The organism is Vibrio sp. L85 (genome assembly GCF_963871815.1).
In the GTDB taxonomy this organism is placed as follows: Bacteria; Pseudomonadota; Gammaproteobacteria; order Enterobacterales; family Vibrionaceae; genus Vibrio; species Vibrio harveyi.
In genome coordinates this window covers 60,894-83,799 of record NZ_CAWMYL010000108.1, presented here as the reverse complement: position 1 = coordinate 83,799, position 22,906 = coordinate 60,894, and the positions used below count along the sequence as shown (strand labels likewise).

General features: G+C 45.0%; 25 protein-coding genes. 9 read left to right on the top strand and 16 right to left on the bottom strand.

Annotation, left to right across the window (positions count from 1 at the left end; genetic code table 11):
• Nucleotides 1-39: 39 nt before the first annotated feature.
• Both AACR11_RS10385 and AACR11_RS10380 read left to right on the top strand, forming a co-directional pair.
• Entirely contained in the window at nt 40-519 is a 480-nt protein-coding gene (locus AACR11_RS10385; RefSeq protein WP_005446230.1) for a GreA/GreB family elongation factor, read from the top strand.
• 60 nt (nt 520-579) lie between these two features.
• Nucleotides 580-1,323: a YggN family protein gene (locus AACR11_RS10380; protein WP_079324731.1), complete on the top strand. Its 744-nt coding sequence runs from the start codon at nt 580-582 to the stop codon at nt 1,321-1,323.
• A gap of 77 nt (nt 1,324-1,400) precedes the next feature.
• Here the strand turns inward: AACR11_RS10380 and AACR11_RS10375 are convergent, their stop codons facing one another.
• A complete protein-coding gene (locus tag AACR11_RS10375) occupies nt 1,401-3,941 on the bottom strand; it encodes an Ig-like domain-containing protein (RefSeq protein ID WP_079324717.1) in 2,541 nt (846 codons plus the stop codon).
• A gap of 370 nt (nt 3,942-4,311) precedes the next feature.
• Between AACR11_RS10375 and AACR11_RS10370 the strand changes: the two genes are divergently transcribed.
• Nucleotides 4,312-5,676, top strand: a complete 1,365-nt coding sequence (locus tag AACR11_RS10370) for a sodium-dependent transporter (RefSeq protein ID WP_017817741.1) — start codon at nt 4,312-4,314, stop codon at nt 5,674-5,676.
• A 93-nt stretch (nt 5,677-5,769) separates the two neighbouring features.
• Here AACR11_RS10370 and AACR11_RS10365 read toward each other — a convergent pair whose 3' ends face one another.
• The 5 genes from AACR11_RS10365 to tsaA all read right to left on the bottom strand — a co-directional run bounded on the left by AACR11_RS10365 (nt 5,770) and on the right by tsaA (nt 9,645).
• Nucleotides 5,770-5,961 (bottom strand): DUF4250 domain-containing protein, encoded by a 192-nt coding sequence (locus AACR11_RS10365; protein WP_005446222.1) that lies wholly within the window; start codon nt 5,959-5,961, stop codon nt 5,770-5,772.
• A complete protein-coding gene (locus tag AACR11_RS10360; protein ID WP_005446221.1) occupies nt 5,961-6,167 on the bottom strand; it encodes a YaeP family protein in 207 nt (68 codons plus the stop codon). The genes AACR11_RS10365 and AACR11_RS10360 overlap by 1 nt, the downstream gene beginning before the upstream one ends.
• Nucleotides 6,168-6,280: 113 nt before the next feature.
• Nucleotides 6,281-6,949: a tellurite resistance TerB family protein gene (locus tag AACR11_RS10355; protein ID WP_029790429.1), complete on the bottom strand. Its 669-nt coding sequence runs from the start codon at nt 6,947-6,949 to the stop codon at nt 6,281-6,283.
• A 173-nt stretch (nt 6,950-7,122) separates the two neighbouring features.
• Nucleotides 7,123-8,838, bottom strand: a complete 1,716-nt coding sequence (locus tag AACR11_RS10350; RefSeq protein ID WP_029790430.1) for a proline--tRNA ligase — start codon at nt 8,836-8,838, stop codon at nt 7,123-7,125.
• A gap of 111 nt (nt 8,839-8,949) precedes the next feature.
• The gene (gene tsaA, locus AACR11_RS10345) at nt 8,950-9,645 is read right to left on the bottom strand and encodes a tRNA (N6-threonylcarbamoyladenosine(37)-N6)-methyltransferase TrmO (protein ID WP_029790431.1); all 696 of its coding nucleotides are present in this window, start codon (nt 9,643-9,645) and stop codon (nt 8,950-8,952) included.
• 122 nt (nt 9,646-9,767) lie between these two features.
• On the opposite strand from tsaA, the gene AACR11_RS10340 reads away from it, so the two are divergent.
• The 3 genes from AACR11_RS10340 (at nt 9,768) to AACR11_RS10330 (ending at nt 11,972) form a co-directional block, all read left to right on the top strand.
• A complete protein-coding gene (locus tag AACR11_RS10340; protein ID WP_029790432.1) occupies nt 9,768-10,028 on the top strand; it encodes a type B 50S ribosomal protein L31 in 261 nt (86 codons plus the stop codon).
• Between the two features lie 3 nt (nt 10,029-10,031).
• A complete protein-coding gene (gene ykgO, locus AACR11_RS10335; protein WP_004744821.1) occupies nt 10,032-10,157 on the top strand; it encodes a type B 50S ribosomal protein L36 in 126 nt (41 codons plus the stop codon).
• Nucleotides 10,158-10,385: 228 nt separating this feature from the next.
• Nucleotides 10,386-11,972, top strand: a complete 1,587-nt coding sequence (locus tag AACR11_RS10330; protein ID WP_029790433.1) for an AbgT family transporter — start codon at nt 10,386-10,388, stop codon at nt 11,970-11,972.
• A 56-nt stretch (nt 11,973-12,028) separates the two neighbouring features.
• Here the strand turns inward: AACR11_RS10330 and AACR11_RS10325 are convergent, their stop codons facing one another.
• From AACR11_RS10325 to AACR11_RS10290, 8 genes are all read right to left on the bottom strand, one after another.
• Entirely contained in the window at nt 12,029-12,754 is a 726-nt protein-coding gene (locus AACR11_RS10325; RefSeq protein ID WP_029790434.1) for a MipA/OmpV family protein, read from the bottom strand.
• A gap of 164 nt (nt 12,755-12,918) precedes the next feature.
• A complete protein-coding gene (locus AACR11_RS10320; protein ID WP_029790435.1) occupies nt 12,919-14,031 on the bottom strand; it encodes an ATP-grasp domain-containing protein in 1,113 nt (370 codons plus the stop codon).
• A complete protein-coding gene (locus AACR11_RS10315) occupies nt 14,019-15,287 on the bottom strand; it encodes a F390 synthetase-related protein (RefSeq protein ID WP_029790436.1) in 1,269 nt (422 codons plus the stop codon). The genes AACR11_RS10320 and AACR11_RS10315 overlap by 13 nt, the downstream gene beginning before the upstream one ends.
• Entirely contained in the window at nt 15,275-16,138 is an 864-nt protein-coding gene (locus tag AACR11_RS10310; protein WP_079324715.1) for an MBL fold metallo-hydrolase, read from the bottom strand. The genes AACR11_RS10315 and AACR11_RS10310 overlap by 13 nt, the downstream gene beginning before the upstream one ends.
• A complete protein-coding gene (locus AACR11_RS10305) occupies nt 16,107-17,093 on the bottom strand; it encodes an NAD-dependent epimerase/dehydratase family protein (protein ID WP_079324713.1) in 987 nt (328 codons plus the stop codon). Before AACR11_RS10305 ends, AACR11_RS10310 begins: the two co-directional genes overlap by 32 nt.
• Nucleotides 17,090-17,920: a ketoacyl-ACP synthase III gene (locus tag AACR11_RS10300; protein ID WP_017189225.1), complete on the bottom strand. Its 831-nt coding sequence runs from the start codon at nt 17,918-17,920 to the stop codon at nt 17,090-17,092. Before AACR11_RS10300 ends, AACR11_RS10305 begins: the two co-directional genes overlap by 4 nt.
• Nucleotides 17,921-18,275: 355 nt before the next feature.
• On the bottom strand, nt 18,276-18,725 hold the full coding sequence (locus tag AACR11_RS10295; protein WP_005446198.1) for a YaiI/YqxD family protein: 450 nt from the start codon (nt 18,723-18,725) through the stop codon (nt 18,276-18,278).
• Nucleotides 18,722-19,015: a hypothetical protein gene (locus AACR11_RS10290; protein WP_009699553.1), complete on the bottom strand. Its 294-nt coding sequence runs from the start codon at nt 19,013-19,015 to the stop codon at nt 18,722-18,724. The genes AACR11_RS10295 and AACR11_RS10290 overlap by 4 nt, the downstream gene beginning before the upstream one ends.
• A 906-nt stretch (nt 19,016-19,921) precedes the next feature.
• Here AACR11_RS10290 and AACR11_RS10285 point away from each other — a divergent pair.
• The gene (locus tag AACR11_RS10285; protein WP_029790440.1) at nt 19,922-20,407 is read left to right on the top strand and encodes a GNAT family N-acetyltransferase; all 486 of its coding nucleotides are present in this window, start codon (nt 19,922-19,924) and stop codon (nt 20,405-20,407) included.
• Here AACR11_RS10285 and AACR11_RS10280 read toward each other — a convergent pair.
• On the bottom strand, nt 20,367-20,666 hold the full coding sequence (locus AACR11_RS10280; protein ID WP_005446190.1) for a DUF3301 domain-containing protein: 300 nt from the start codon (nt 20,664-20,666) through the stop codon (nt 20,367-20,369). The two genes, AACR11_RS10285 and AACR11_RS10280, sit on opposite strands and share 41 nt — an antisense overlap.
• A 13-nt stretch (nt 20,667-20,679) precedes the next feature.
• Nucleotides 20,680-21,717, bottom strand: a complete 1,038-nt coding sequence (locus AACR11_RS10275) for a DUF3549 family protein (RefSeq protein WP_009698644.1) — start codon at nt 21,715-21,717, stop codon at nt 20,680-20,682.
• 76 nt (nt 21,718-21,793) lie between these two features.
• Between AACR11_RS10275 and AACR11_RS10270 the strand changes: the two genes are divergently transcribed.
• Together AACR11_RS10270 and truC are read left to right on the top strand one after the other, a co-directional pair.
• Nucleotides 21,794-22,108 (top strand): YqcC family protein, encoded by a 315-nt coding sequence (locus AACR11_RS10270; protein ID WP_009698643.1) that lies wholly within the window; start codon nt 21,794-21,796, stop codon nt 22,106-22,108.
• A 5-nt stretch (nt 22,109-22,113) separates the two neighbouring features.
• Nucleotides 22,114-22,881: a tRNA pseudouridine(65) synthase TruC gene (gene truC, locus AACR11_RS10265; protein WP_009701984.1), complete on the top strand. Its 768-nt coding sequence runs from the start codon at nt 22,114-22,116 to the stop codon at nt 22,879-22,881.
• The last annotated feature ends 25 nt before the right edge of the window (nt 22,882-22,906 follow it).

The window sequence follows — 22,906 nt, the reverse complement described above, 5'->3', positions numbered from 1 at the left end:
ATTAACACACCCTGAGTACCTAACGCGCGCCCTAAAAGTATGAACAAAGCTGATTTAGTCCAAATAATCATTCAACAACTTGAAGATAAATTGCACGTTGCTCACGCCTCGACACAAAGAGCCATTGACGCCGCGACCGATGAAGAAACAGTGCCAGAGCACAAGTACGACACCCTAGCACTTGAAGCTTCGTATCTGGCGCACGGGCAAGCGATGCGTGTGCAAGAAAGTGAAGAAGAGCTTCGTCAGTACCGTGCTCTTGTCCTACGTGACTTTGTCGATGCTCGTATCGCGGTTGGTGCTTATGTGGAATTAGTCGACGAGAACGATGTTGAAAAAACCTTTTTTATCGGTCCTTGCTCTGGTGGACTGACTGTTAAATGGCAAGGCAAAGAGGTATTTGTACTTACTCCAAAATCTCCCCTTGGTCGTGCTTTGATTGGCAGAGAAGAAGGGGAAGAGATTGATGTAAAAATTGGAGATAAAACAAATTGTTATGAAGTCGTGACGATTTGCTGACATCGTATCCATAGTTGGTTGTTATAGTTAAGCGGAATAATCATGAAAAAAGAGAAAGTAATGAAGAAACTGCTCACACTCTCATTGTTGACCATCAGCGCCAGTGGCTATGCAGCCCAGTGTCGCGTCGATATTAACAACGAAGTTCGTATGGATGGTCAGAACTTAGAAGTCGTACATACCAATGGTGAAAAAGCGGTTGTCGACGAAGACAATAACCTGTTCATTAAAGGCGAACTGATTGAGCTTGATGATGATCAGAAAGCGGCAATCGAGAATTACCGCGAAAAGATGAATGCTTATATTCCCCAAGCAAAACAACTGGCAAGTGATGGCTTAGCATTAGCGAACGACATTATTGATGACATTGCGGTCAGTCTTGATGCGCCAGACTCGTTTGATAATGTTAAAGTCGCGATAAAGGACTTCTTCGCAGATGTGGAAGCGCGTTACTACAAAGATGGTGATTTTATTCTGCCTGCTGACAGCTTTGAGTCGATGACAGAATCGTGGTCAAAGGACTTCGAGAAGGCGCAAGAAATTTTCAACAAAGAATTCCTAGCCAGCGCTTTTGATGCGTTGTCTGCCAAGATGAAAGAAGATGGTGGTTTGAATTTAACTGCACTGTCTGAAAGCATGACAGAACTGCAAGCTAAGGTACAAGAACGCCTAGCAGAGCACTCGAAAGACGTAGAGAAACAAGCGGAAGATTTGTGTGAATCACTGGATGATATGGCTGGTGAAGAACAGGATCTGCTGAAGAAAATTCCAGAGCTAAAAGACTATCAAGTCTTCACGATTTAATTTGCGAAGCAGAAACAACAAAGAGCGCCTATTATCGGCGCTCTTTTTACATGGGTACTATTCAGTATCTATTCGAGTTATTCAGCATTCATTTGAGTTAACTTGTCTCCCACTGGTTTTGAGAAGTTAAAGCCATCGTGCTCATCCCAATTGATTGACCATGTCATCACACCAGCGTAGTTCGGGTAGTTGAACGCTGGTTTCACTGTGCCACATGAAGTGCCCTTGGTTAAGCAATCTAACGCATCAAGGATGTTCTGTGTTGGTGCTTGACCAGAGTTAGCTGAGCTCGGTCCCGATGGCAAGCCAATCGCGACTTGGTCATCACGCAGTGGCTCAAACATGGTGCCATCTGCTAATTCAAAGCCCTCAATCAACATCTTAGATTGCGCCACCATCATATCCACTGAGCCTTCTGGTGCCGATCCTGGTAAGTAAGGGTTTGGCAAACCACCATTGTTGTACAACTGTACGTGTAGTAGGTCGAGCGTGCTGCGCGTCTCATTGATCACTGGAATGTATGCGCCCCAGATGCCGCTGTAAGCCACATAGCCACCTTGCACGTAAGGGTGTTCTGGTGCCATGGTGAGGTACATATCGCCGCCCATGTTCTGTTCAATTTGCAACAAAGCTCGACCTAAACGCGCTTGGATTTGCGAACCATGCAGTAGGTTAGAACCACTTTCTAGATCCACATCCAAACCATCGAAGCCCCATTCGGCAATCAGTGCGGTCAGGCTCGATACAAAGTTTGCTTCATCGTGGTCGGTGTTCAGTGTAATCGTACCTTCAGCGCCACCAAGAGATAGAACAAACTTCTTACCTTTGGCTTGCAATGCAGCCATATCTTGTTTGAACTGGGTTGGATCTAATGCAGGACAATCACTATAGATGTCTCCAGAGTACAAGTTGAAATGTACGGTACCATCGCTGTTGCGGTCATTTTCTGCAAAGGCAATATCAATCACGTCCCATGCATCAGACATATCAGCTAAGCGGATAGGGCAGCCTGCGCCGTTCACGAAGTTGTGCCAGTAGCCAATCAACTTGTGGCGTTTCTCGGTTTTCTCGACCACGGCAATAGAAGCGGCATCAGAGAGTGCTGTTGTGCCTGAAAGGTCGGTGGCTTGAGCGCTTACCGTAAAGTTGCCTATCGCGGCTGGTGTCCAGTTCGTCGAGTAAGGTGCTGTCGTGTCTGTTGCGACAATTGCTCCGTTCACCATAAAGTCGACGTGTTTAACGCCAGAGGTTAATGAGGTTGCATCCGCGCTTAGGACGAGATTTTTACCTAAACCTACGGTTTGACCTGCACTCGGTGACGTCAATGAAATCACCAAGTCTTGGTCACTCACTGTCACGTTAACAACAGACTCGGAAATATTATTATCGTTGTCTGTTGCAACGGCTTTAAGTTGATTTGTGCCAACTAGCGTTGCATTCCATAAAACGGAATATGGCGCTTGAGCGACCACGCCTAAGCTGGTGCTATTAGCAAAGAACTCAACTTGACTCACGTTACCATCTGCATCACTGGCATCTGCTGAGATTTCAACATTGCTACCAGCAAGTAAGACTTGACCTTCACCTGGTGCGGTAATAGCAACTTGAGGCGGCGTTGAGCAGGCTCCTAAGCCAGTCCACGCATCTTGCCAGTACAAACCTTCACCCGGTTCATAAGCCCAGGCTGCATCAGAAGAACACCAACCTGCAACATCACAGCGGTATTTCTGGTTGAGGTTAGAGACTAGTGTACCGACTTCATAGCGGTTACCGGCAACATAAGGCACGGCGTCTGCACAACCACCAGAGTTGGAGTCACTGACGACGAGTGAGACTTCTTGACTCATGGTCGATAGGTTTGAATCGTCGGTTGCTTGCGCTTTAAAGGTATGAGTTCCAACTGCTGCAGTCCAGACGTATTCGTACGGTGCAGTGGTATCGACGGCAACCGATTGGTTGTTTATGAAGAACTCAACTTGGGTGACTAAACCATCGCTGTCTGCTGCATCGGCGGTTACCGAAATAGTGTCACCTACACTTGGTGTTTCTGTGCCTGTTGGGTTCGTTAGAGAAACGACTGGCGGTGGTAGTTCGGTTTGTGGTTGAACGAAGATAGACACATTGGTTGTGGTTACGGCACCTTCATTGTCGGTTGCGATCGCCGTTAACTGAGAGACCCCCTCCAATGCTGTCCAGTCAGCTTGGAACGGGGATTGGGTTACAATAGCCACGGTTTGGTTCCCGGCAAGAAATTCAACTTGAGCGACTTGACCATCTTCATCTGCGGCATTGGCTAATAAGGTGATCACGCTGCCTTCTGGGATTTGCGCATTATTCGCGGGGGAAGAGAAGGACACCGTAGGAGGTAGGTTTGTACTGCCACCATCACATTGACCAAGACCTTTCCAAGCCTCCCATGGACCTGAATTGTTTACCGGATCATTACCTTGTGTCCAGTACGCCGCTTCATACGCAGCCCCTTTGGTTTGCACTTGGTCACCGGAGTTATAAACCGTTGTGTTATCCCATACAGGTAAAGTTTGGCAATTGTAGGCTTGAGCTTGATAGCTAACACTAAGGGTCGCTATCACTGCACCATGCAGTAGAGTGAACTTCATTTTTCTCTCCTTGAGTTACTCGATGTTCGCAAGAACATGAACAGATATAGTTAGATAACTAGTTGATAAATAGACCTCAGGAGAGAAAATCGAAGCGTAATGTTTCACTTTTCAACACGAAATCACGCTGAACTATTCATGCTTTACAAACCGACTCATTATTTTTCGGCTCACTTCACGCTGATTTATAAATTCATCAAAAGGACAAAAACGGATACGTGGTGAATATGAGATGTACGTGGAAATTTACAAACTGAATGTCTGCTAATTGATCCGATTGTCGAGTAATTAACCTAATCACTCTTGTTGAGTAGACGATATTGCTATAGTGTACTAGTCAGCTAGTTCATTGATATTTTGTGTGAGTGGTATGACACAACAAACTTCTTCTCAGCCTCGTGAGCATTTTGGCTCTCGCCTTGGATTCATCTTAGCGGCAGCTGGTGCTGCGGTGGGTCTAGGTAACATTTGGGGTTTTCCTACTCAAGCAGCAAGTAACGGCGGTGGTGCCTTCTTGTTGGTTTACTTGGTGATGATTCTTATCGTTGCATTTCCAATGCTGGTGGTTGAAATGGCGATCGGTCGTCATGGTCAAGCCAACCCAGTTGATAGTATGCGCTCTCTAACAGACAACCCAATAGGCAAAAAGCTTGGTGGTCTTGTTGGTTGGATTGGTCTGAGTGTGCCAAGTGCTGTTTTGGCATTTTACTCGATTGTTGGCGGCTGGTTGATTTGCTTTATGTTGGGGGCTATTACCGACATTATGGGCATGGAGGCAGCAACACAATGGTTGAAAGGCTTCAGTGTTGAGCGCAATTTGTTTGGTACGATTACATTTTATGTATTAACCATTTTGATCGTACAAGGCGGCGTGAAGCAAGGCATTGAGAAATGGTCTACACGACTAATGCCTGCACTGTTTGTTCTATTTGGTCTGCTGTTCATCTACATCATGACGCAAAACGGTGCGATGGAAGGTTTGAAGCACTACCTAGTGCCTGATTTCGAGAAAGTATGGGATCGCAAGCTTATTCTTGCAGCAATGGGACAGGGCTTCTTCTCTCTGACCATTGGTGGCTGTTCGATGCTTATTTACGGCTCTTACTTAAGCAAGAAAGAGAACCTACCGAAGATGGCAATGAACGTAACCATGGTAGACACCGCAGTTGCCTTTATTGCGGGTCTAGTGGTGATGCCTGCGATGTTCGTTGCGATGCAAAAAGGCGTTCAAATCTACGCAGAAGATGGTTCGCTATTGAGTTCTGATACGCTGGTATTTACTGTTCTGCCATTGATGTTTGATAGCTTAGGTTTGCTTGGTCAACTGTTCTCAATCGTCTTCTTCTTACTACTGACGATTGCGGCACTGACATCATCTATCTCGATGCTTGAATGCCCAGTGGCATTGGTGGGTGAGCGATTTAACACCAAACGTAGCACGACGAGTTGGGTTTTAGGTGGTCTGATTGCGCTATTTAGTGTGGTTATCGTATTTAACTTTGGTGCTCTGTTTGGCATGGTTGCGACTATCGCAACGCAATACTTACAGCCTATGGCGGCGTTATTGTTCTGTTTATTTGGTGGTTGGGTATGGAACCGTCACTCGAAGATTAAAGAACTTGAGCAAGGCTGTCCGGAGTTCACTCAAGGTTGGTTCGGTAAGCTGTGGCCGGCATACGTGAAGTTTGTTTGTCCGATTCTGGTCGCGACAGTTATCTGGGCTTCGTTCGGCTAATCAGCTTACGCAAAGCACAAAAGAAAAGGGCTTGATGAATGCATCAAGCCCTTTTTTCTATTCGTTGCTTACGTTGTCCGTATTGGTTAGCGATTAACGGAACTGGCCAGCGTCAGGCAGAAAGTCAAAACCCGCCGTAGCTAGTTTTGCTTCAAGTGCTGTTCGGTCGATATCAAAGAATGCAACCAACTTATCCAGATCACCACCAAAGTCATCACGCAGCTTCATGTTGACGATGCTCATCAGCATGATTGGATCCATGGATTCGAAGTTCGCTAGATTCATTACTTATCCTCGAAATCAGAGATCAGTAGATTTGCTGCAGCAAATGCTGCTTTATCACGAACGTCTTTTGGTAAAGACTCGTCAGCAGCAACATCATTTAGTGCTCTTACTGCACATGAGATTGCTTGAGGAACGTAAGCTTGGTCGCCACTACCAATTTGAGCGTAAAGCTCACGAACCAAATCACAACAGCCGTATACTTGCATGGCTAAATCCTTAATAAATGATAACTGCTCTCAAATATACACATAGCCGTTTTGAAACTCAAAGCAGAGAATTGTTTTGGCTCAAATTCACAGACAACTTGAGCAAACATTCATCACTGTAATTGTGTTTCCAATTGATGTGTGACTTCTGGAGAAAGATTGAGCTGCTTCGCAAGCTCTTGTAAGTAGGCTTTTTCCATAAAGTTTTGTTCATCTGCCACAATCAATGACGCGAGATAAATTTCTGATGCTTGTTGCGGTGATGTTGCCAAGCGCGCAATTTCTGCAGGATCAAGAGGCTTGTGAAGTTCTTGATGAACCAGTTGTTTTACGTGTTCGTCCGCGCCCATCTCTGTCAGGGCTTGTTCGATACGAGCCATTTCTTGTTCATCGACATGACCATCAGCTTTGGCTGCACCAATCATGGCTTTAAGGATCAGTTTCGCGTGTTTGTTGTCATCAGGATCGAAGGTTTCGTTGACGCCTTGCGTATCCTGCTTCGCTTGCCAATCGTTGTAGACTTTGTAAGCCAGAGCACCTAACGCCGCTGCGCCACCGACTTTTAGAGCTCCAGTGCCCACTTTCTTCGCCATCTTTTTGCTTTTCTTAGAGCCCATTAGCATGCCGATAAGACCGCCACCAATTGCGCCCGCACCAAGTGTTTTCAGTTGGTTAGAGCTCGATGAAGACTTGATATTGTTAGTTTGTTTACCAAGAGCATCGGCGCCTTGCTTGACTAGGTCTGATTTGAGCGCTTGGTTAAGAAGACTTTTTAGATCCATGAGTGACCTCCTTACTAGATTAAATCCAGTGTAAGGTGATGAATCTGAACCAAAGATTAACAACGCAAATATTAGAAAGGGTCTATACACTTAGAAAAGCAAACGTAAAAAAGGGCTGACCGAAGCCAACCCTTTTCATCGCTATATATTCAGCACAGTGTGCTTAGTGCAGCTTATTGTAGTTGAGCTTTAACGTGCTCAACGATGTCTGCCATTGCAACGGCTGTCTTCTCACCAGAGCGGCGGTTCTTGTACTCGAAGTTGCCTTCTTTCATTGAACGATCACCGATCACGATAGTGTGAGGAATACCGATAAGTTCCATATCAGAGAACATTACGCCTGGGCGCTCTTTACGGTCATCGAATAGTACTTCGATACCCATAGCCGTCAGTTCAGCGTACAGCTTCTCAGCCGCTTCTTTCACTTCTTCAGACTTGTGCATGTTCATAGGAACGATAGCCACTTGGAAAGGTGCTAGTGCGTCTGGCCAAATGATGCCATATTTGTCGTGGTTTTGCTCGATTGCAGAAGCAACAACACGTGAAACACCGATACCGTAACAACCCATCTCTAGGATTACGTTCTTACCGTCAGGACCAAGAACACCACAGTTCATCGCTTCTGAGTAAACGTTACCTAGTTGGAAGATGTGACCTACTTCGATACCACGTTTAAGCATTAGCGTACCTTGACCACATGGGCTTGGATCGCCTTCTACTACGTTACGTAGATCTTCAACTTGGCCTAATTCAACGTCACGACCCCAGTTGATACCGAAGTAGTGTTTACCGTCGATGTTTGCGCCCGCGCCGAAGTCGCTCATTACAGCAACAGAGCGGTCAACGATGAATGGCAGCTTAAGACCTACAGGGCCTAGAGAACCAGCGCCAGCGCCGATAAGTGCACGCATTTCCTCTTCTGTTGCCATCTCTAGTGGAGAAGCAACTTGAGGTAGGTTTTCTGCTTTCACTTCGTTTAGCTCGTGGTCACCACGAACGATAAGAGCGATGATGTCAGCATCAACTTCATCAGACGCTTTCACGAATAGAGTTTTTACTGTCTTCTCGATTGGTAGACCGTGTTGCTCTACAAGCTCCGCGATTGTTTTCGCGTTTGGCGTATCAACCAGCGTCATCTCTTGAGTTGGTTCAGCGCGCTCACCTGCAGGTGCTGCCGCTTCTGCTTTTTCGATGTTCGCTGCGTAATCAGACTCAGTAGAGAATGCGATTAGGTCTTCGCCGCTTTCAGCAAGTACGTGGAACTCTTGAGAACCACTACCACCGATAGCGCCAGAGTCAGCAAGTACTGGACGGTACTCAAGACCCATGCGATCAAATGCTTTACAGTAAGCATCGTGCATCGCTTGGTAAGATTTCTCTAGACCTTCTTTGTCGATGTCGAAGCTGTATGCATCCATCATGCAGAATTCACGTGCACGCATTACACCGAAACGTGGGCGACGCTCGTCACGGAATTTAGTCTGGATTTGGTACAGGTTTAGCGGAAGCTGTTTGTAAGAGCTCACTTCGTTACGCACAAGGCTAGTGATCACTTCTTCAGCTGTAGGGCTAAGAACAAACGGACGAGTATGACGGTCAGTAAAGCGAAGTAGCTCAGGACCCATCTTCTCAGAACGACCTGTCTCTTCCCATAGTTCAAACGGCTGAACAACGGGCATCAAAGTTTCGACTGCACCTGCATTGTCGATTTCTTGACGAACGATGTTTTCGACTTTACGCAGCACACGTAGACCAGTAGGCAGCCAGGTGTATAGACCTGAAGCCAGCTTACGGATCATACCCGCGCGTAGCATGAGCTGGTGGCTCACTACTTCTGCGTCGTTTGGAGTCTCCTTCAGAGTAGAAAGAAGATAATTACTGGTACGCATTAAATTTATCCGTTTATTAAAGTTAGATACTCAAGCCAGAATGGGCAGGAGTATGAAGGTCCCACGAGGGGAAAATTGTTAGCCGCCTATAATATCAGCCAAATGCCTTTGTCAAAAGCTTTCAATCGCAGTAACTGTTATTAAGTTATCGCTAACCGTGAACTTGACGTTTAAATCGAACAAATTTACCGCATATTCCTTGCTGTCAGGCTTGTTTTTCTTGTAAGCCGGACGAGGATCTTGTGCCAGAACTTGCTCGAGAACTGTTTTTACATACTCAGTATCGTTATGCTTTTCGAGTGTTGCCAGTGCAATATCAGAGAATTCGACCTGCGATGTTTCAGGCTCTTCTTCGGCATAACCGCCTTGTGCTTCTCTAATCGAATCCGAGTAGGGGATGTATGGTTTGATATCGACAATCGGTGTGCCATCAACCAAGTCTACGTTGCCAAGATCTAAATAGATCTGATCGCCTTTTTTACTGATGCCTTTGACTTCTACAGCAGACATACCAATGCCGTTGGGGCGAAAGGTAGAGCGTGAAGCAAACACACCAATACGCTCATTGCCGCCTAAACGAGGTGGGCGCACAGTTGGTTTCCATCCGGCTTCTAAATTCTGATCAAACAAAAACAACAACCAAACATGAGAAAACTGCTCCAATCCGCGCACGGCTTCTGGACTATTTGCTGCGCCTTGAAGTTTGACGCGTGAGCGCGCGGCCGGCACCAAACGAGGTTGGCGAGGGACAGCAAATTTCTCTTTGTATGGGCTTTGAATAACGCCAATAGGCTCAATGGAATACATGAGTAGGATCTTTAACTGGGGTTTAAAGAGCAAAGTATCACAAATTTTGCTTGCTTTTCTTGTTGAGAATGATTATTAATTAAAATGTTATAACATAACAGTTAATCAAAAGGACAAGTTATATGAAACCAGGTATCCATCCTGAATATCGACCTGTGATATTTCATGATACTAGCGTAGATGAATATTTTGTTGTGGGTTCAACGTTGCAAACCGACCGAACGATTGAATGGAAAGATGGCAAAACTTACCCATATTTCACACTCGATGTATCGTCTGCGTCTCATCCGTTCTATACCGGGAAGCAACGTGTAGTACAAGCAGAAGGTCGTATTGCGAACTTCAATCGTCGTTTTGGACAATTTGGCAAAGATAAGGATTAAGAGATGAAAGTCGTTAAGTCATTAAAGAGTGCAAAAAACCGCCATCCTGATTGTCAAATTGTCAAAAGAAGAGGGCGTTTATACGTGATTTGCAAAACGAATCCACGTTTTAAGGCGGTGCAGAAATAACCATAAATATGGTGGTAATTTATGGAATGTGATGAGTTATAATTCTGATTTATGATCTATATGTGGGTGATATAACTATATTTTTATCGATTATAGGTCATAAGTTCGACTATTGGTTACATTCTGTAACGTTTTGAACTTTCACTTAACCCTTGTGTCGAGTACCCTGCGCAAGCTTTGTGACATTTTTGTCACAAACGCGCAGGAATAAATACAAGGAGGGAACAGATGAGTTCATCTGCTTCAATGAAACAAAACTCGCCAAAGAAGCCACTATTTACGCGCTTCTTAGATACAGTTGAATATTTGGGGAACCTATTACCCCACCCAATCACACTTTTCGCCATTTTCTGTCTTGCAATCCTAGTTATGTCCGGCATTGCTGGTTACTTTGAAGTTTCCGTTGTTGATCCTCGCCCTGAAGGTGCTCCGGGTCGCGCTGCAGATGGCATGATCCAAGTTGTAAGTTTGCTAAATGCTGAAGGTTTACAACTGATTGTAACTAACCTAGTGAAAAACTTCGTAGGCTTCGCACCGTTAGGTACCGTACTGGTTGCGATGCTTGGTGTTGCCATTGCAGAACATTCTGGCCTACTTTCTGCTGCAATGCGCGGTCTTGTAATGGGCGCATCTCAGCGCATGGTTACAGTAACGGTTGTTTTCGCTGGTATCATTTCAAACACGGCTTCTGAGCTTGGCTACGTGGTACTGATTCCACTAGCGGCGATGCTGTTCCACTCTTTAGGTCGTCATCCACTTGCTGGCCTAGCCGCTGCGTTTGCTGGTGTATCTGGCGGCTATTCTGCCAACCTACTTATCGGTACGGTTGACCCTCTGTTGTCTGGTATTACTGAAACAGCAGCGCAGATGATTGACCCAACTTACACCGTTGGTCCAGAAGTAAACTGGTACTTCATGTTTGTTTCTACCTTCTTCATCGCGATTACAGGCGCATTTGTAACTGAAAAAATCGTTGAGCCAAAACTTGGCAAATACAATGATGAAGAAGCGGCAGAAGACCTATCTCAAGATAAAATGGGTGGTTTGACTGACGTCGAGAAGAAGGGTCTTAAGCTGGCGGGTATCGCAGTATTGGTCGTTTCTGCACTACTGGCATGGACTATCGTTCCGGCTGATGGTGTTCTGCGTTCTGATGCAGGTACGGTTGCGGGCTCTCCATTCCTAAAGAGTATTGTTGCGTTTATCTTTGTTTTCTTTGCAGTACCAGGCTTTGTTTATGGTCGCGTTGTAGGCACCATGAAAAATGATCGCGATGTGATTGATGCAATGTCGAAGTCAATGTCTTCAATGGGTATGTACATTGTTTTGGTATTCTTCGCAGCTCAATTTGTTGCTTTCTTCAAGTGGACAAACTTCGGTCAGGTATTTGCGGTTGCGGGCGCAAGCTTCCTGCAGGAAATTGGTCTAACTGGTCCAATGTTGTTCTTCGCCTTCATCCTAATGTGTGGCTTCATCAACTTGATGATTGGTTCGGCATCAGCACAGTGGGCAGTAACAGCGCCAATCTTCGTACCTATGTTGATGCTGGTGGGCTACGCACCTGAAACTATTCAAGCGGCTTACCGTATTGGTGACTCAACAACGAACATCATTACACCGATGATGAGCTACTTCGGTCTTATCCTCGCGGTAGCCACACGCTACATGAAGAACTTAGGTATCGGTACGTTGATTGCTACCATGCTACCTTACTCAATTGTCTTCATTGTTGGCTGGAGCATTCTATTCTACCTATGGGTATTCGTATTCGGTCTACCAGTAGGTCCAGGTGCAGCAACGTACTACACGCCTTAACTAGAAGCTTCACTCAGCTCAATCAAAGCCTGCGTTTATCGCAGGCTTTTGTCTACTTATAGCCCTGCAAAACGATACGTCAGCCCGACTTCCAATGACCAACCGACATCACGCTGAATCAAAGGACTCTCACTATCATGATGAATGAATTCAGCCTTTGTAATGCCTATCCAAGATGGTGTGAACTCATACAAACCAATAACTCCGGCTTGATAAACAAAAGTAGAATCGGCCTTAAATTCTTTTAGTCCTGATGCTGCCGCTTCTTGTGCTGAAACACTGTACAGATGGTTAGAGAGTTTTTTATCTCGGTAATCGACTTCTAGAAAGGGGGTGAGGGTAAACGGTGGTAACCAAGTTTCTAGCGTCCGACCGAGATGCAGTTGAACTTCGTAGCCATTATGTTCTGAGGTGACATCATGCAGATAAGTCAATCTCGCGCCAACAGTGCCTAAAGTAATACCAAGTTCACCATTCCCATCACGATCGTCAATGCCGTTTGGCAGATCGGCAAACGTATCGGAGACTTCCGCGAAGCGCCAGTTTGCTGATAGCCCCACATAAGGTAACGCTTGCCAGTTTGCTAAGCTACCATCGACAAAACCGATAGGACCGGAATAGAACAAGTTAGGGGTTGCACCAAACTGAGGCGTGTCTTTGACGGAAAAGACGTTTTCGCCATAGGTAACGCTGCCTCCCACAATGCCAAAAGATTCTGGATTGGCAAATGACGTGGCAGAGACAAAAAGTAATGATAGGGGAAGGACGATCCGTGCATTCATAAATAAAACTCCATTCTTGTTATAACTACAGAGAACGGAGTTTTCGGATTTATATTTCATTGGTGAATTATTACAACGGAGAAGTAGGCGTCGCTTTACGTTTGATAAGGAGCTAACTGGCGAGACCATTTCCTCACTTGATAACCTGTTTTGATGGAAAGGCATTATGAAGGCAATTCTTCACCATTCCACTCTATATCAACAGTCGAAGCCGCAGCCAATTTCACTTTGTTCTTCCTTGCTAATTGAAGCAGTTCAAAAACGCTCAACATTTGGCTCCTGATCGGTAAGTTGTGTTGCTGCATTACGTTGATGCCAGATAGCCAATCCCGCCAAGTATTTGTTTTAAAGAGAGATAATAAGCCTTGTGCGATAAGCGAAACCGCACCTAAATGGTGTAACTGCGGTTTTGTAGGAAAAGAGAACGCAAGTTCGGGAAACAATTGAATACATTGCGGTGAGAGCAGGTGTAAACCACTAGTGGCTCTTGGGTTGCACTCGATTATATATAGCTCATTGTTTGTCTGGATAAAATCAAATGAAACTTGACCATGGTAGCGATGCCGGTGTCCAAAAGCAGTCATAAATGCATCTAATCGATCATCAAATACTGGTTGAAATGCACTAGCGGCAGAGCCATTTACGCAGTTTTTGGGTAAATAAGCTTGGTGCGCTCTCATTTGACCATGTTCAAAAATCGCGTAGTTGCAAATAGGTGCTCCGTGGATTTTTTCTTGCTGTACCCAAGGGTGTTGAGTCGACATCGTGAGAGTGGAAATAGACTGACGGGTAATATCTCGTATCACTTCACCGCCGAATCGAGAGTAAACTGGTTTGAGCACTGAGCCAGCATCAATCTCAATGTCATGTTTATCGGTAACCAAACGAGTTTTAGGTAGGGAAATCTTGGGTAAATCTCGAAGTTGGTCAAAGACGGTAAACTTGTTGTGCAGTGAGCGCAGTAATGTCGAATTGGGTAGAAAAAAATGGACTCTCGGACACTGTTGGGCGATGTGTGCCAAATAGTACACTTCTTCACAAGTCGGTATCACCATATCAATGCGCTGCTGAGTTAGTAAATTGAGGATCTGTTGCTGGTAAGTAGGAAACGAAAATCGAGGTGAAGCCGTTTTTACGTAATGCTCAATGCCTCGTAAAAACGCCCCCAGAGGTTGTGCTAATGAATCAGTGAGAACGACATCGTGTCCATGGTTCATACACATTGCTGCCCACTCTAATGCGACGGGGGCTCGGGCGCCAGTGATTAAAATCCGCATGTATTCACCACTCGTCGTTGTTTGTTCATCGGAGTCCAAATCGGAGCGGGGCGATAATTGAATGTGACTGGATCAAGCTTTAGTTGATCAAACAGTTTTACTAGGGCTCGATAAATGCTCGGGTGGTGGTAAACATCCGCCTCGATTTGAATAGCCTGCGCTCCGGTTTGGGTGATTCGGTAATCGACACGATCCTGAATTTCTAAAGTGATGGATCGGTAAATAAGATCAGGCAGCACCGACACTGGTACTTGGCTTGCGTTCAATGTTAGGCAGTCGCCACATCGCCCGGCAATCGCTCCGAGTGGTTCAAATACGCCGTCGTCCTGTTTGCTCTCAATGATATCGTCAAGCTGGTAGCGAATAATTGGCTGAGTTTTGCGACGAAAATCAGTGATTATAGGGCTGTAATGAGTGCGTTCAGCGTTTAGCCAATGTTTTTCAATATAGACAATATCTTGATTCCATCGCATTTGTCCTTGTTGGTCCGTGCACGCAAGAAAACCTTCAGTACATTGATAGACTTCATGCAATTCACTATCGAATTTTTGAGAAATATAGTGACGGTCGCTCTCGGTTAGCACCTCTGCTCCAGAAATGATCCGCTTTGGCTGGATCGCTGGCTGACCAAATTGACCACTGAATTGAGCACAGAGTTGAAGGGCTTGAGCGCTACCAACCAAAAGCGTGGGTTGAAACTCATCTAGTTCCTTTATCCACTCTTGGTAAGGTTTGTTTAAATCAGCATAAAAGAACGTAACGGGACCTTTTGCTACGGATTTATACAACGGGCTGTTGGCTCGCAGGGCAAGAGCAATTCGGTGTTTTCCCCACAAGCCGGGTAAGAGGCGACCCAAAATGTTGCCTGCCCAGAGTTGCGTTTCTTGTTTATCCGCGAGGAACAATCCACGCATACCAGAGGTGCCCGAAGACAATCCAACAGTTACATTGCCAACTTTTGAAGCTGCGAAATTACGTGATTGTTCTGCCTCTAACGCCTGTTGCATTAATGAGTTTGCATCCAAACCTTTTGTGTTTAACTCAGAAAGATTTTCCATCATGGTTTGCTTATTCATGATTGGGAAATCACAGAGTGACGCTCCTTGAAATGAATGATAATAAGGAGAATGACGACACACCCAATCCAGATGTTGTGTTATCTGTTTTTGTTGCCACTTTTCAACATGTGTTCTTGAGCTAAAAGGGCGGTAGCGTGTACGCCAAAACTCAGAGAGAAAAGTTCTCACACTATCCATCCTTCTGTAATTAACTGCTGGATTGTCGCTTGGCAATGAGAAGGCACAAAGCGCACAAAGTGATGGGTATTCTGGTAGCAATTTCTCAACTCAGAGAGTGTTTGTTTGTAAGCTTGGGTATCATCGCAAAGCATGTTCGCGAGCCAATGTTGATCGATGTTTTCACTCAAGCTCTCGATTAACCAACAGGCATCTGCTAATAAGAACAGCCAACCTTGCTCTCTCTTCGCTAAAAGCCCTACTTGACCAGCAGCATGCCCGGGTAAACTCACCATATAAATTAAGCCGTCGTTGAACATATCTTTACAAAGCAGAGCAACGCCTTGGCAATGGGGAAGGATTTCACCAATTGGTATGGAAAAATCACGGTGCATGACCAAGTTGGATTCGAGTTGTTGAGGGAGTAGCGCTTTTAGGTATCCTTTTCTTACGCCTCCCACTCGACCACTCTTAGTTAGGGCGTCCACTCCTTTTTGTTGGCAATGTAGTTGAGAGTGCGCAAACTCAGACACGGCAGCGATGTGATCGGCATGGAAATGAGAAAGAACCAAGTGTTCAATCTCATGAGGTCCGATTTTCTCTTTTGCTAACTGAGCCACAATTCCGTGCTCTTTTTGATAGTGGCATGGCGTTGTCCAAGCATAAAAGCGTTCAGGGAAGGGGCGAGTGGCACGGAAAAAATGCTCGTGATACCCCGTGTCAAACAGAATGTTACCTTGAGTTGGGTGTTGAATTAACGCGACAGCCGCTGGAAACGATCTTGGTTTTAACCCAGAGCCGGGCTTGACGACAAAACCAGGGTGTACGCAGTGCCCAGCCTCAAAGATTTTTATTTTTAGACCAGTCTGCATACTGTTGGATTCCTTCTTGAACTGAAAAAAGTGGTTGGTAATTCAGCTTTTGTTGCGCCTTACTGATATCTAGAGTTTGGTGATAGTTAAATAGCCCTGCGCTGTATGAAGTGAGCTTTGGCTCCGGTTGGTGTGGTAAGCGCATCCGTATTTGCTCACTGAGTTTTAATAACGGCAACACAAAGCGGTATGGGAGTGATGTTAATTTAACGTTTATGTCCAATGCTTCACATAAAGCTCTTAGCACGGTCTCAATCGGCATTGGCTCATTATTGGATATATTGAAGATGTCACCATGTTGAAGTTGTTCCGCTTGAGTGCAAGCAAGCATGGCAGCATGGGCAACATTATCGACATAAGTCAGATCAACAACTGGATTTCGCCCGGATGGCAGAAGTAGTGTGTCGTTTTTTATCGCTTTAAGTACCCTTGGGATAATCGCGCGATCGTTCGGACCGAAAATACCACGAGGTCTTAAAATGATCGTTTTGCTGTGCCCTTGTATGGCTTCAAGTTCAGATAAGTATTTAGTGTGCGCGTAATCATTACACCAACGCGAAGCAATATCGTCTGTTTCTCGGATGTTCCACCTGTCTTTGTGGTCAAAATAGACGCTGGTGGAGGAGATATGGATAAAACGTGGTACCTGATGTGCATTCGCCGCGCAGATAAGGTTTTTTGTGGTATCTACATTGGATTGATAAAATGCTTCCCACTTACCCCAAGGGCTTGAGAGTGCAGCGCAATGGATGATCCCATCCATACCTTGGCATACGTCATGAACCGCTGATTTATCCTCTAAATTGATTAAATGCGGTGTGACATTGAGTTGGTCTGTGAGTTGTTTTGCGATGACAGTATTTCGCGCAGTAAAGTGCAGTTCATGTTGCTGGCGAAACATTCGTAGAATCGCACTACCCAGCATACCACTGCCACCTGTGACTAATATTCTCATAATTTAAGTACGCCCATCCCCAACGAGAGCCCAGCAGCAGTGCCCGCCAATAACACATGTTTCCCTTGTGTGCCTGGTTGGTTGCGTAGCCAGTGCAAATTTATCGGCAGTGACGCAGCGACTTGGTTACCCAAAGTAGAAAAGTGATTAACGGTTTTCTCTTTTGGTAAACCGACAAGTGAGGGTAACTTCTTTAAACCGTGAGCACTCGCTTGGTGTGGAAGAAAGTAGTCAATATCGCGAAGAGTGACTGGAGAGGAGCTAAAGCCTTTTTCAAGAAACGCTGGCAAAGTTTTGCGCACATGCTTAAACAGTGCTTTGCCTTCCATCTCAAATTGGCAGTTTTTCAAATAGGCTTGATGCTCTGAAGTATGCGGGTTGATATGACTGCCTCCCCCCTTAATTTGACAGAATGAATACCCAGCGTGATGCGTTTCAAAGTGGCTTGTGATCAGCCCTTCATTCTCTGTTTGCTCTAGTAAAAACGCTGCTGCACCATCGGCAAATAAGGTTGCAACTTCAGGTTTGAGTGTGAAGCTGCGATTCAGTGTGATGCCCGTAGCAAGCTCACTGGTGACAATAATAATACGTTGGTAGCGTTTTGCTATGAAAAGGTTCTGAGCAAGATTGAGAGCTGAGAGAAAAGACAAACAGGTACTGTTTAAATCAAAACTTTCTAGCGATGTCGGGGCGTCTAATGCAGCTAAAACTGCTGAAGCATCATAAGGTAAAGCCTGATGATGTGTGCCACTGGCATAAATAAGGAGGTCAACAGAACTTAGCGAGTGTGTGTTGCCGAGACATTGCATTATCGCTTGCATTGCCATGTATACAGCGGTTTCTTTCGTGCTGGCTACATGACGATATTCAACATCAAATTTGTTTCGACAAGTCCCTGAGGGTAATTTTAGGAAGCGATCCATCTCCCGATCTGACCATTGATTGACTGGCAGATAGCTTCCACTGGAAAGGATATTAAAGCCCATTATTTTCTACAAAGTTATTAAAAACGCCGTTCAAAATAATTTAAGTTGCATATTGGGTCTATATCGAAAAGGTTAAAAAAATAAGTGAGACAATGCGAATGGGAGTGATAACACGCTTTGTATGCAAGACTGAGTACAAAATATTCACTAATGAGCCAGGTGTTGATCAACTGGCTCAATTTAAAAGGTGAGAGTTTTACTTCTTAAATTTGGCTAAAATACGATCCAAATGGTTAGCAAACTCTCTGCGTTCAGTTTGAGACAGAGCCGCAGGACCGCCTGTTTGAATACCGCTTGAGCGCATGGTGTCCATGAAATCACGAATGTTCAAACGCGCTTTGATGGTGTCTTTAGTATATAACTCGCCTCGTGAACTTAATGCTTGAGCTCCTTTGCTGATCACTTCGTCTGCCAATGGAATATCAGAGGTAATCACTAAGTCATTGGCTTCTACACGACGAACGATTTCATTGTCGGCAATATCAAAGCCCGCTGGTACTTGCAGAGAGTGAATATTGGCACGCTTGGGTACTGGCACTACATGGTTTGCCACAAATGTACATTCAACACCAGTACGTTCAGCCGCGCGTACGATTGTTTCGCGAATAACTTTCGGACAGGCATCCGCGTCTACCCATAATTTCATGATGTTTTCTCACTCAATTTCGCTTCGAGTTCTTCAACGCGAGCAGTCAATTTGGCTACTGTCTCTTCAAGTGCAGCAATGCGATCCTCTTCTTTTGGTTTTTGGACTGCGACTTCAACTTTCGGAATGCGGTTTGCGCTCTTCCAACTTTTAATAGTTGCAATCAGTGCTGGCATAGGCACAGGTGTTTTCATGCGAGCTTTTACCAGAGCCACAGTGGGTTCTTTACCCTGCTGTTGCAGTTGTTCCATCACGGCTTCCAGCTCTTTAGTGACGTCTTGAGTTAACATAATTTATCCATACTAAAATGACTTCTATCATCATACTTTGCACGGTCGATTTTAGCGAATAGCAATTTCGGCAGAGCCTTGTGCGAGATCTCTCACAGTGGTTGTGAGAGAAAACGATTTCGTCATCAGTTAAATAGAAAATATTTAATCTAAGCTATTGAAAAGTGTGAATTTAACATGTTTTTAACTAAGTTTTTTGCCAAAAGATTTTCTAGGGTAGATTGTGATTTGAAGGGAAAAGCGTAAATTAAACCTTGTCGGCAGGAAGCAGACATGGAACAGGAAAGCACCAAGGATTTGGTTATCGTCAGGAAGACGATTTGGTTATTCAGGATGAATGATCAAGCAAGGAGCGTAGGACATTGTAAGGACACAATCATCAATGGGATGTTGATGACTAAGGATAGACAATGGACCCCTCATAGGATTGAGGTAGGGACAGCATCAGGATGATGCAAGGGACACCGCTCAAGGAACAAGTGATGTGCGCTAACGGGGAATGTTAGCTATCAGGATGATAAGGACACCGCTAGGACGGCGACGTAAGGACTACGCTGACGGAATCAGCCACTATTATGGATGATGCATGGAGCACTAATTAGTAGCCGGACTGCTGCGAGTAAGACTATGACCCCGATACGCTTGTGTCGGGGTCTTTCTTATTTAAGCCCTTTCATATTTTGGGATGATTGAAAGTGGCAATATCACATTATTTATAAATTCCTCATAACACTGAATAAAAAACAATCCAGATCAATATCCTTTCCAATCAGTTGGTTTAACTTTCGGCTTCTCAAAAAGGCGTTATGTGCCGCATAACATGTTCAAAGCTATTGAACTTTTGTTATGTGGATAAATTAAGTTTGCTGTAATCAAGGAACAGATGTGACCATAGTAACCAGAAGAATGCTTCTTCTACCCTACAATGAGTCGTTGCAACTAGAGTTCGTGATGTTGAATTGCTGTGCTAAAAATCGCGCAGAGATGAATGGACCTCATACGGTGTCTTCTGCCAAACAACTGTTTGAGAAGATTCTGGATGATGAGAATGTCCACAGTATGGCGGTGCTTGAAAGTACCAGCCGTGATTATATGGGACACGTGTTCATTTCAAACCTAGATCATGAACCTGAGCTAGGGTTTATCTTTGATAAAGCTTATTGGGGTAAAGGGTTAGCGACAGAAGCGCTAAAGGCGTTTTTCCCGAAAGCATGCCGTGAGCTTGGGCTAAACAAAGTCAAAGCAAATGTGAATAGCCATCACAAAGCATCCATGGCAGTACTGGAAAAACTAGGATTTATAAAGACGAAAGAGAGCAAGGACCTTTACGGCCCTAACTTTGAAATGGAATTTACAAGCGATGTGGCGGTAGGTGAAAGTTCAGCGGCCTAAACCCGATCATCGTCAATTCACCTTGGTAGCAATCATCACCAAGAGATGAAAACTCAAATTGATACACTGTATGCCAACGCCAGATTCCGTCTGGCGTTTTCAGTTTATGGGCACCAAAAGCGATGCTTACCAGTTGAAGATCTAACTGCTCACATTTACGCGTAATCGCCGCTTTTGCCAACTCTGATTGACGTCGTTGTTGCCAAAACAAAAAGCAGAAAAAGCACAGTCCTAAAATGGCCAATAGGTCACCGATCATCCCTAATCCTTCATTATCCCTTTGTTGCTTGCTGCAGTTTCACCAATGCAGTCGCTAGCTCTTCCGATGGGCTAGAGTGCAGCAAAGGCAGCAATACCATTCTTAGCTCTGGCAGCATAACTAAATCGGCAAATAGCTGATTAAATAAAGCCTGATTACCAGTTTGTGCGAGGCGCAATAAAAATTGTTCAGCAATACTAGCATCAGCCAGTAGGTGCCACGTACGACCTGCAATACCGATTAGTACTTCTTGATGGCTTAAGCGTGGGCTTTGTAAAATTGCCTTCAAGATTGACAAGGAAATCTCGGTTGGTGCGCCTGCTAAAGAGCGGATTAAAGCTGAGAGTAAGAACAGATCGGGCTCGTTACTTTCGATCTCTTGCTGCGCTTTCTCTGCAATGCGCTTAGCCAAACGTTCTTGCAAATCAACATGCTCTAACGCGCCAAGTAGGGCGTATAGCGGTTCATTGGGTAAGTAGTTAAGGGCTTTACGCAAAGTCACGGCATTTTGCTCTTTACCCAGACGTGCCGCCATATCAGTAATACCTTGCAGACCAACTGTTTGCCAGTTTTCCCAGCCTAAACCGCCCGTAAAGTAGTGCTGAGTATGCTCATAGTATTGGCTGGTGGGTAAGTCCAAGTTTGCGCGAACTTGGCTATGGAAGACTGCCATCTTTTCTTCTGCGGGTTTGAAGGTGTATGGGTTGTTAGAGAGCTTTTGTTGCTGCTCTTCTGTCATTTCTTCACTTAGGCGAGTACCCATCGCTTCTACGACGTATTTAATGAAGTTGCCGATATCCGCTTGCTTTAGCAGACCTCGCTCATCCAGCTCGAACTTTAAGAACCAAATCCAAGGTTGCTTTTGCTCATTCCAGTATGCGATCGCCAAGTGTGCTTTTCGCTGCATTGGGAATGGGTATGGGCATTGACCTTTTTCCACGTCAGCAAATACTTGTGGCTCGATGGTCTTGATACGACGACCAAGGTCGAAGATTTGATACTCACACTGACTGTTGCTTAGCAACTGAGTGAGGGTTTGAATGTTTTCCATTAAATACGACATCCTAATGTTCTTTTCACAAGAAATGGTATCATTCTCGGCTAATTCAAGGTTCGAGACGGAATTAATGGCAACAAACATCCAATTGGTCGACTTACTTCAACAACTTGAGGCACAACTGCAGCATCATGAGTTGTGGCAACAAACTATGCCCTCTGCAGAAGCGCTACAGAGTACAGAACCTTTCGCGATTGACACGCTGCATCCACATGAGTGGTTACAATGGATCTTTATTGCCCGTATGCGTGCGTTAGTTGAAGATAATCAACCTTTACCTCGAGGCTTTTCTATCGAGCCGTATTTTGCAGAAGTATGGAAACAAGAGCCGCATTACGCCGAGCTACTGGTAACCATTCGAACCATCGACGAACTATGTAAGTAACCTCAATGTCAGAACAAGAAACATCACCATCGGTTGAGCCAGTGGTACTAGAGATCGTTTATCAGGACGAGTATTTTGTCGCGGTTAATAAACCTGCGGGTATGTTGGTACACCGAAGTTGGTTGGATAAGCACGAAACTCAGTTCGTGATGCAAACATTGCGCGATCAAATTGGTCAGCATGTTTTTCCATTGCACCGGTTGGACCGCCCAACTTCAGGTGTACTGGTTTTTGCTTTATCCAGTGAAGTCGCATCGCAAGTGATGCCTATGTTTGCTGAGCATAAAATGGAGAAAACCTATCATGCAATTGTTCGAGGCTGGATTGAAGAAGAAGGTGTTCTTGATTACGCCTTGAAAGTTGAGCTTGATAAGATCGCTGATAAGTTCGCTTCACAAGAGAAAGAAGCGCAAGACGCCGTAACGGCATACAAACCGTTAGCGAAAGTGGAAGTGCCATACTCTACGGGTAAGTTTCCGACTACACGCTACTGTTTGATGGAGATGAAGCCAAAGACAGGGCGTAAGCATCAATTGCGTCGCCACATGGCGCACCTGCGTCATCCAATTGTTGGGGATACGACGCATGGTGACGGTAAACACAACAAACTTTATCGCACGGAATTTGATTCCCATCGCTTATTGTTGCATGCATCAGTGCTGCGCTTTGTGCATCCGTTCACTGATGAAGAAATCGTGATGAAAGCCAATATCGATGAGACTTGGCAGCAGTTGTTTGCTCGATTTGCATGGGATGAATCGTTGGTAAGATAAACGGCTATCTTTATTAAGTCGAAAG

Coding starts and splice junctions, on each gene's coding strand:
- tsaA (WP_029790431.1), bottom strand. CDS start 9,645: ATGTATTCCATTGAGCCTATTGGCGTTATTCAAAGCCCATACAAAGAG.
- AACR11_RS10295 (WP_005446198.1), bottom strand. CDS start 18,725: ATGAAATTATGGGTAGACGCGGATGCCTGTCCGAAAGTTATTCGCGAA.
- AACR11_RS10380 (WP_079324731.1), top strand. CDS start 580: ATGAAGAAACTGCTCACACTCTCATTGTTGACCATCAGCGCCAGTGGC.
- AACR11_RS10280 (WP_005446190.1), bottom strand. CDS start 20,666: ATGATCGGTGACCTATTGGCCATTTTAGGACTGTGCTTTTTCTGCTTT.
- AACR11_RS10350 (WP_029790430.1), bottom strand. CDS start 8,838: ATGCGTACCAGTAATTATCTTCTTTCTACTCTGAAGGAGACTCCAAAC.
- AACR11_RS10320 (WP_029790435.1), bottom strand. CDS start 14,031: ATGCGGATTTTAATCACTGGCGCCCGAGCCCCCGTCGCATTAGAGTGG.
- truC (WP_009701984.1), top strand. CDS start 22,114: ATGTCAGAACAAGAAACATCACCATCGGTTGAGCCAGTGGTACTAGAG.
- AACR11_RS10310 (WP_079324715.1), bottom strand. CDS start 16,138: ATGCAGACTGGTCTAAAAATAAAAATCTTTGAGGCTGGGCACTGCGTA.
- AACR11_RS10375 (WP_079324717.1), bottom strand. CDS start 3,941: ATGAAGTTCACTCTACTGCATGGTGCAGTGATAGCGACCCTTAGTGTT.
- AACR11_RS10355 (WP_029790429.1), bottom strand. CDS start 6,949: ATGGATCTAAAAAGTCTTCTTAACCAAGCGCTCAAATCAGACCTAGTC.
- AACR11_RS10370 (WP_017817741.1), top strand. CDS start 4,312: ATGACACAACAAACTTCTTCTCAGCCTCGTGAGCATTTTGGCTCTCGC.
- AACR11_RS10340 (WP_029790432.1), top strand. CDS start 9,768: ATGAAACCAGGTATCCATCCTGAATATCGACCTGTGATATTTCATGAT.
- AACR11_RS10285 (WP_029790440.1), top strand. CDS start 19,922: ATGCTTCTTCTACCCTACAATGAGTCGTTGCAACTAGAGTTCGTGATG.
- AACR11_RS10325 (WP_029790434.1), bottom strand. CDS start 12,754: ATGAATGCACGGATCGTCCTTCCCCTATCATTACTTTTTGTCTCTGCC.
- ykgO (WP_004744821.1), top strand. CDS start 10,032: ATGAAAGTCGTTAAGTCATTAAAGAGTGCAAAAAACCGCCATCCTGAT.
- AACR11_RS10330 (WP_029790433.1), top strand. CDS start 10,386: ATGAGTTCATCTGCTTCAATGAAACAAAACTCGCCAAAGAAGCCACTA.
- AACR11_RS10385 (WP_005446230.1), top strand. CDS start 40: ATGAACAAAGCTGATTTAGTCCAAATAATCATTCAACAACTTGAAGAT.
- AACR11_RS10300 (WP_017189225.1), bottom strand. CDS start 17,920: ATGGCAATGCAAGCGATAATGCAATGTCTCGGCAACACACACTCGCTA.
- AACR11_RS10290 (WP_009699553.1), bottom strand. CDS start 19,015: ATGTTAACTCAAGACGTCACTAAAGAGCTGGAAGCCGTGATGGAACAA.
- AACR11_RS10270 (WP_009698643.1), top strand. CDS start 21,794: ATGGCAACAAACATCCAATTGGTCGACTTACTTCAACAACTTGAGGCA.
- AACR11_RS10305 (WP_079324713.1), bottom strand. CDS start 17,093: ATGAGAATATTAGTCACAGGTGGCAGTGGTATGCTGGGTAGTGCGATT.
- AACR11_RS10315 (WP_029790436.1), bottom strand. CDS start 15,287: ATGGATAGTGTGAGAACTTTTCTCTCTGAGTTTTGGCGTACACGCTAC.
- AACR11_RS10360 (WP_005446221.1), bottom strand. CDS start 6,167: ATGCAAGTATACGGCTGTTGTGATTTGGTTCGTGAGCTTTACGCTCAA.
- AACR11_RS10365 (WP_005446222.1), bottom strand. CDS start 5,961: ATGAATCTAGCGAACTTCGAATCCATGGATCCAATCATGCTGATGAGC.
- AACR11_RS10275 (WP_009698644.1), bottom strand. CDS start 21,717: ATGGAAAACATTCAAACCCTCACTCAGTTGCTAAGCAACAGTCAGTGT.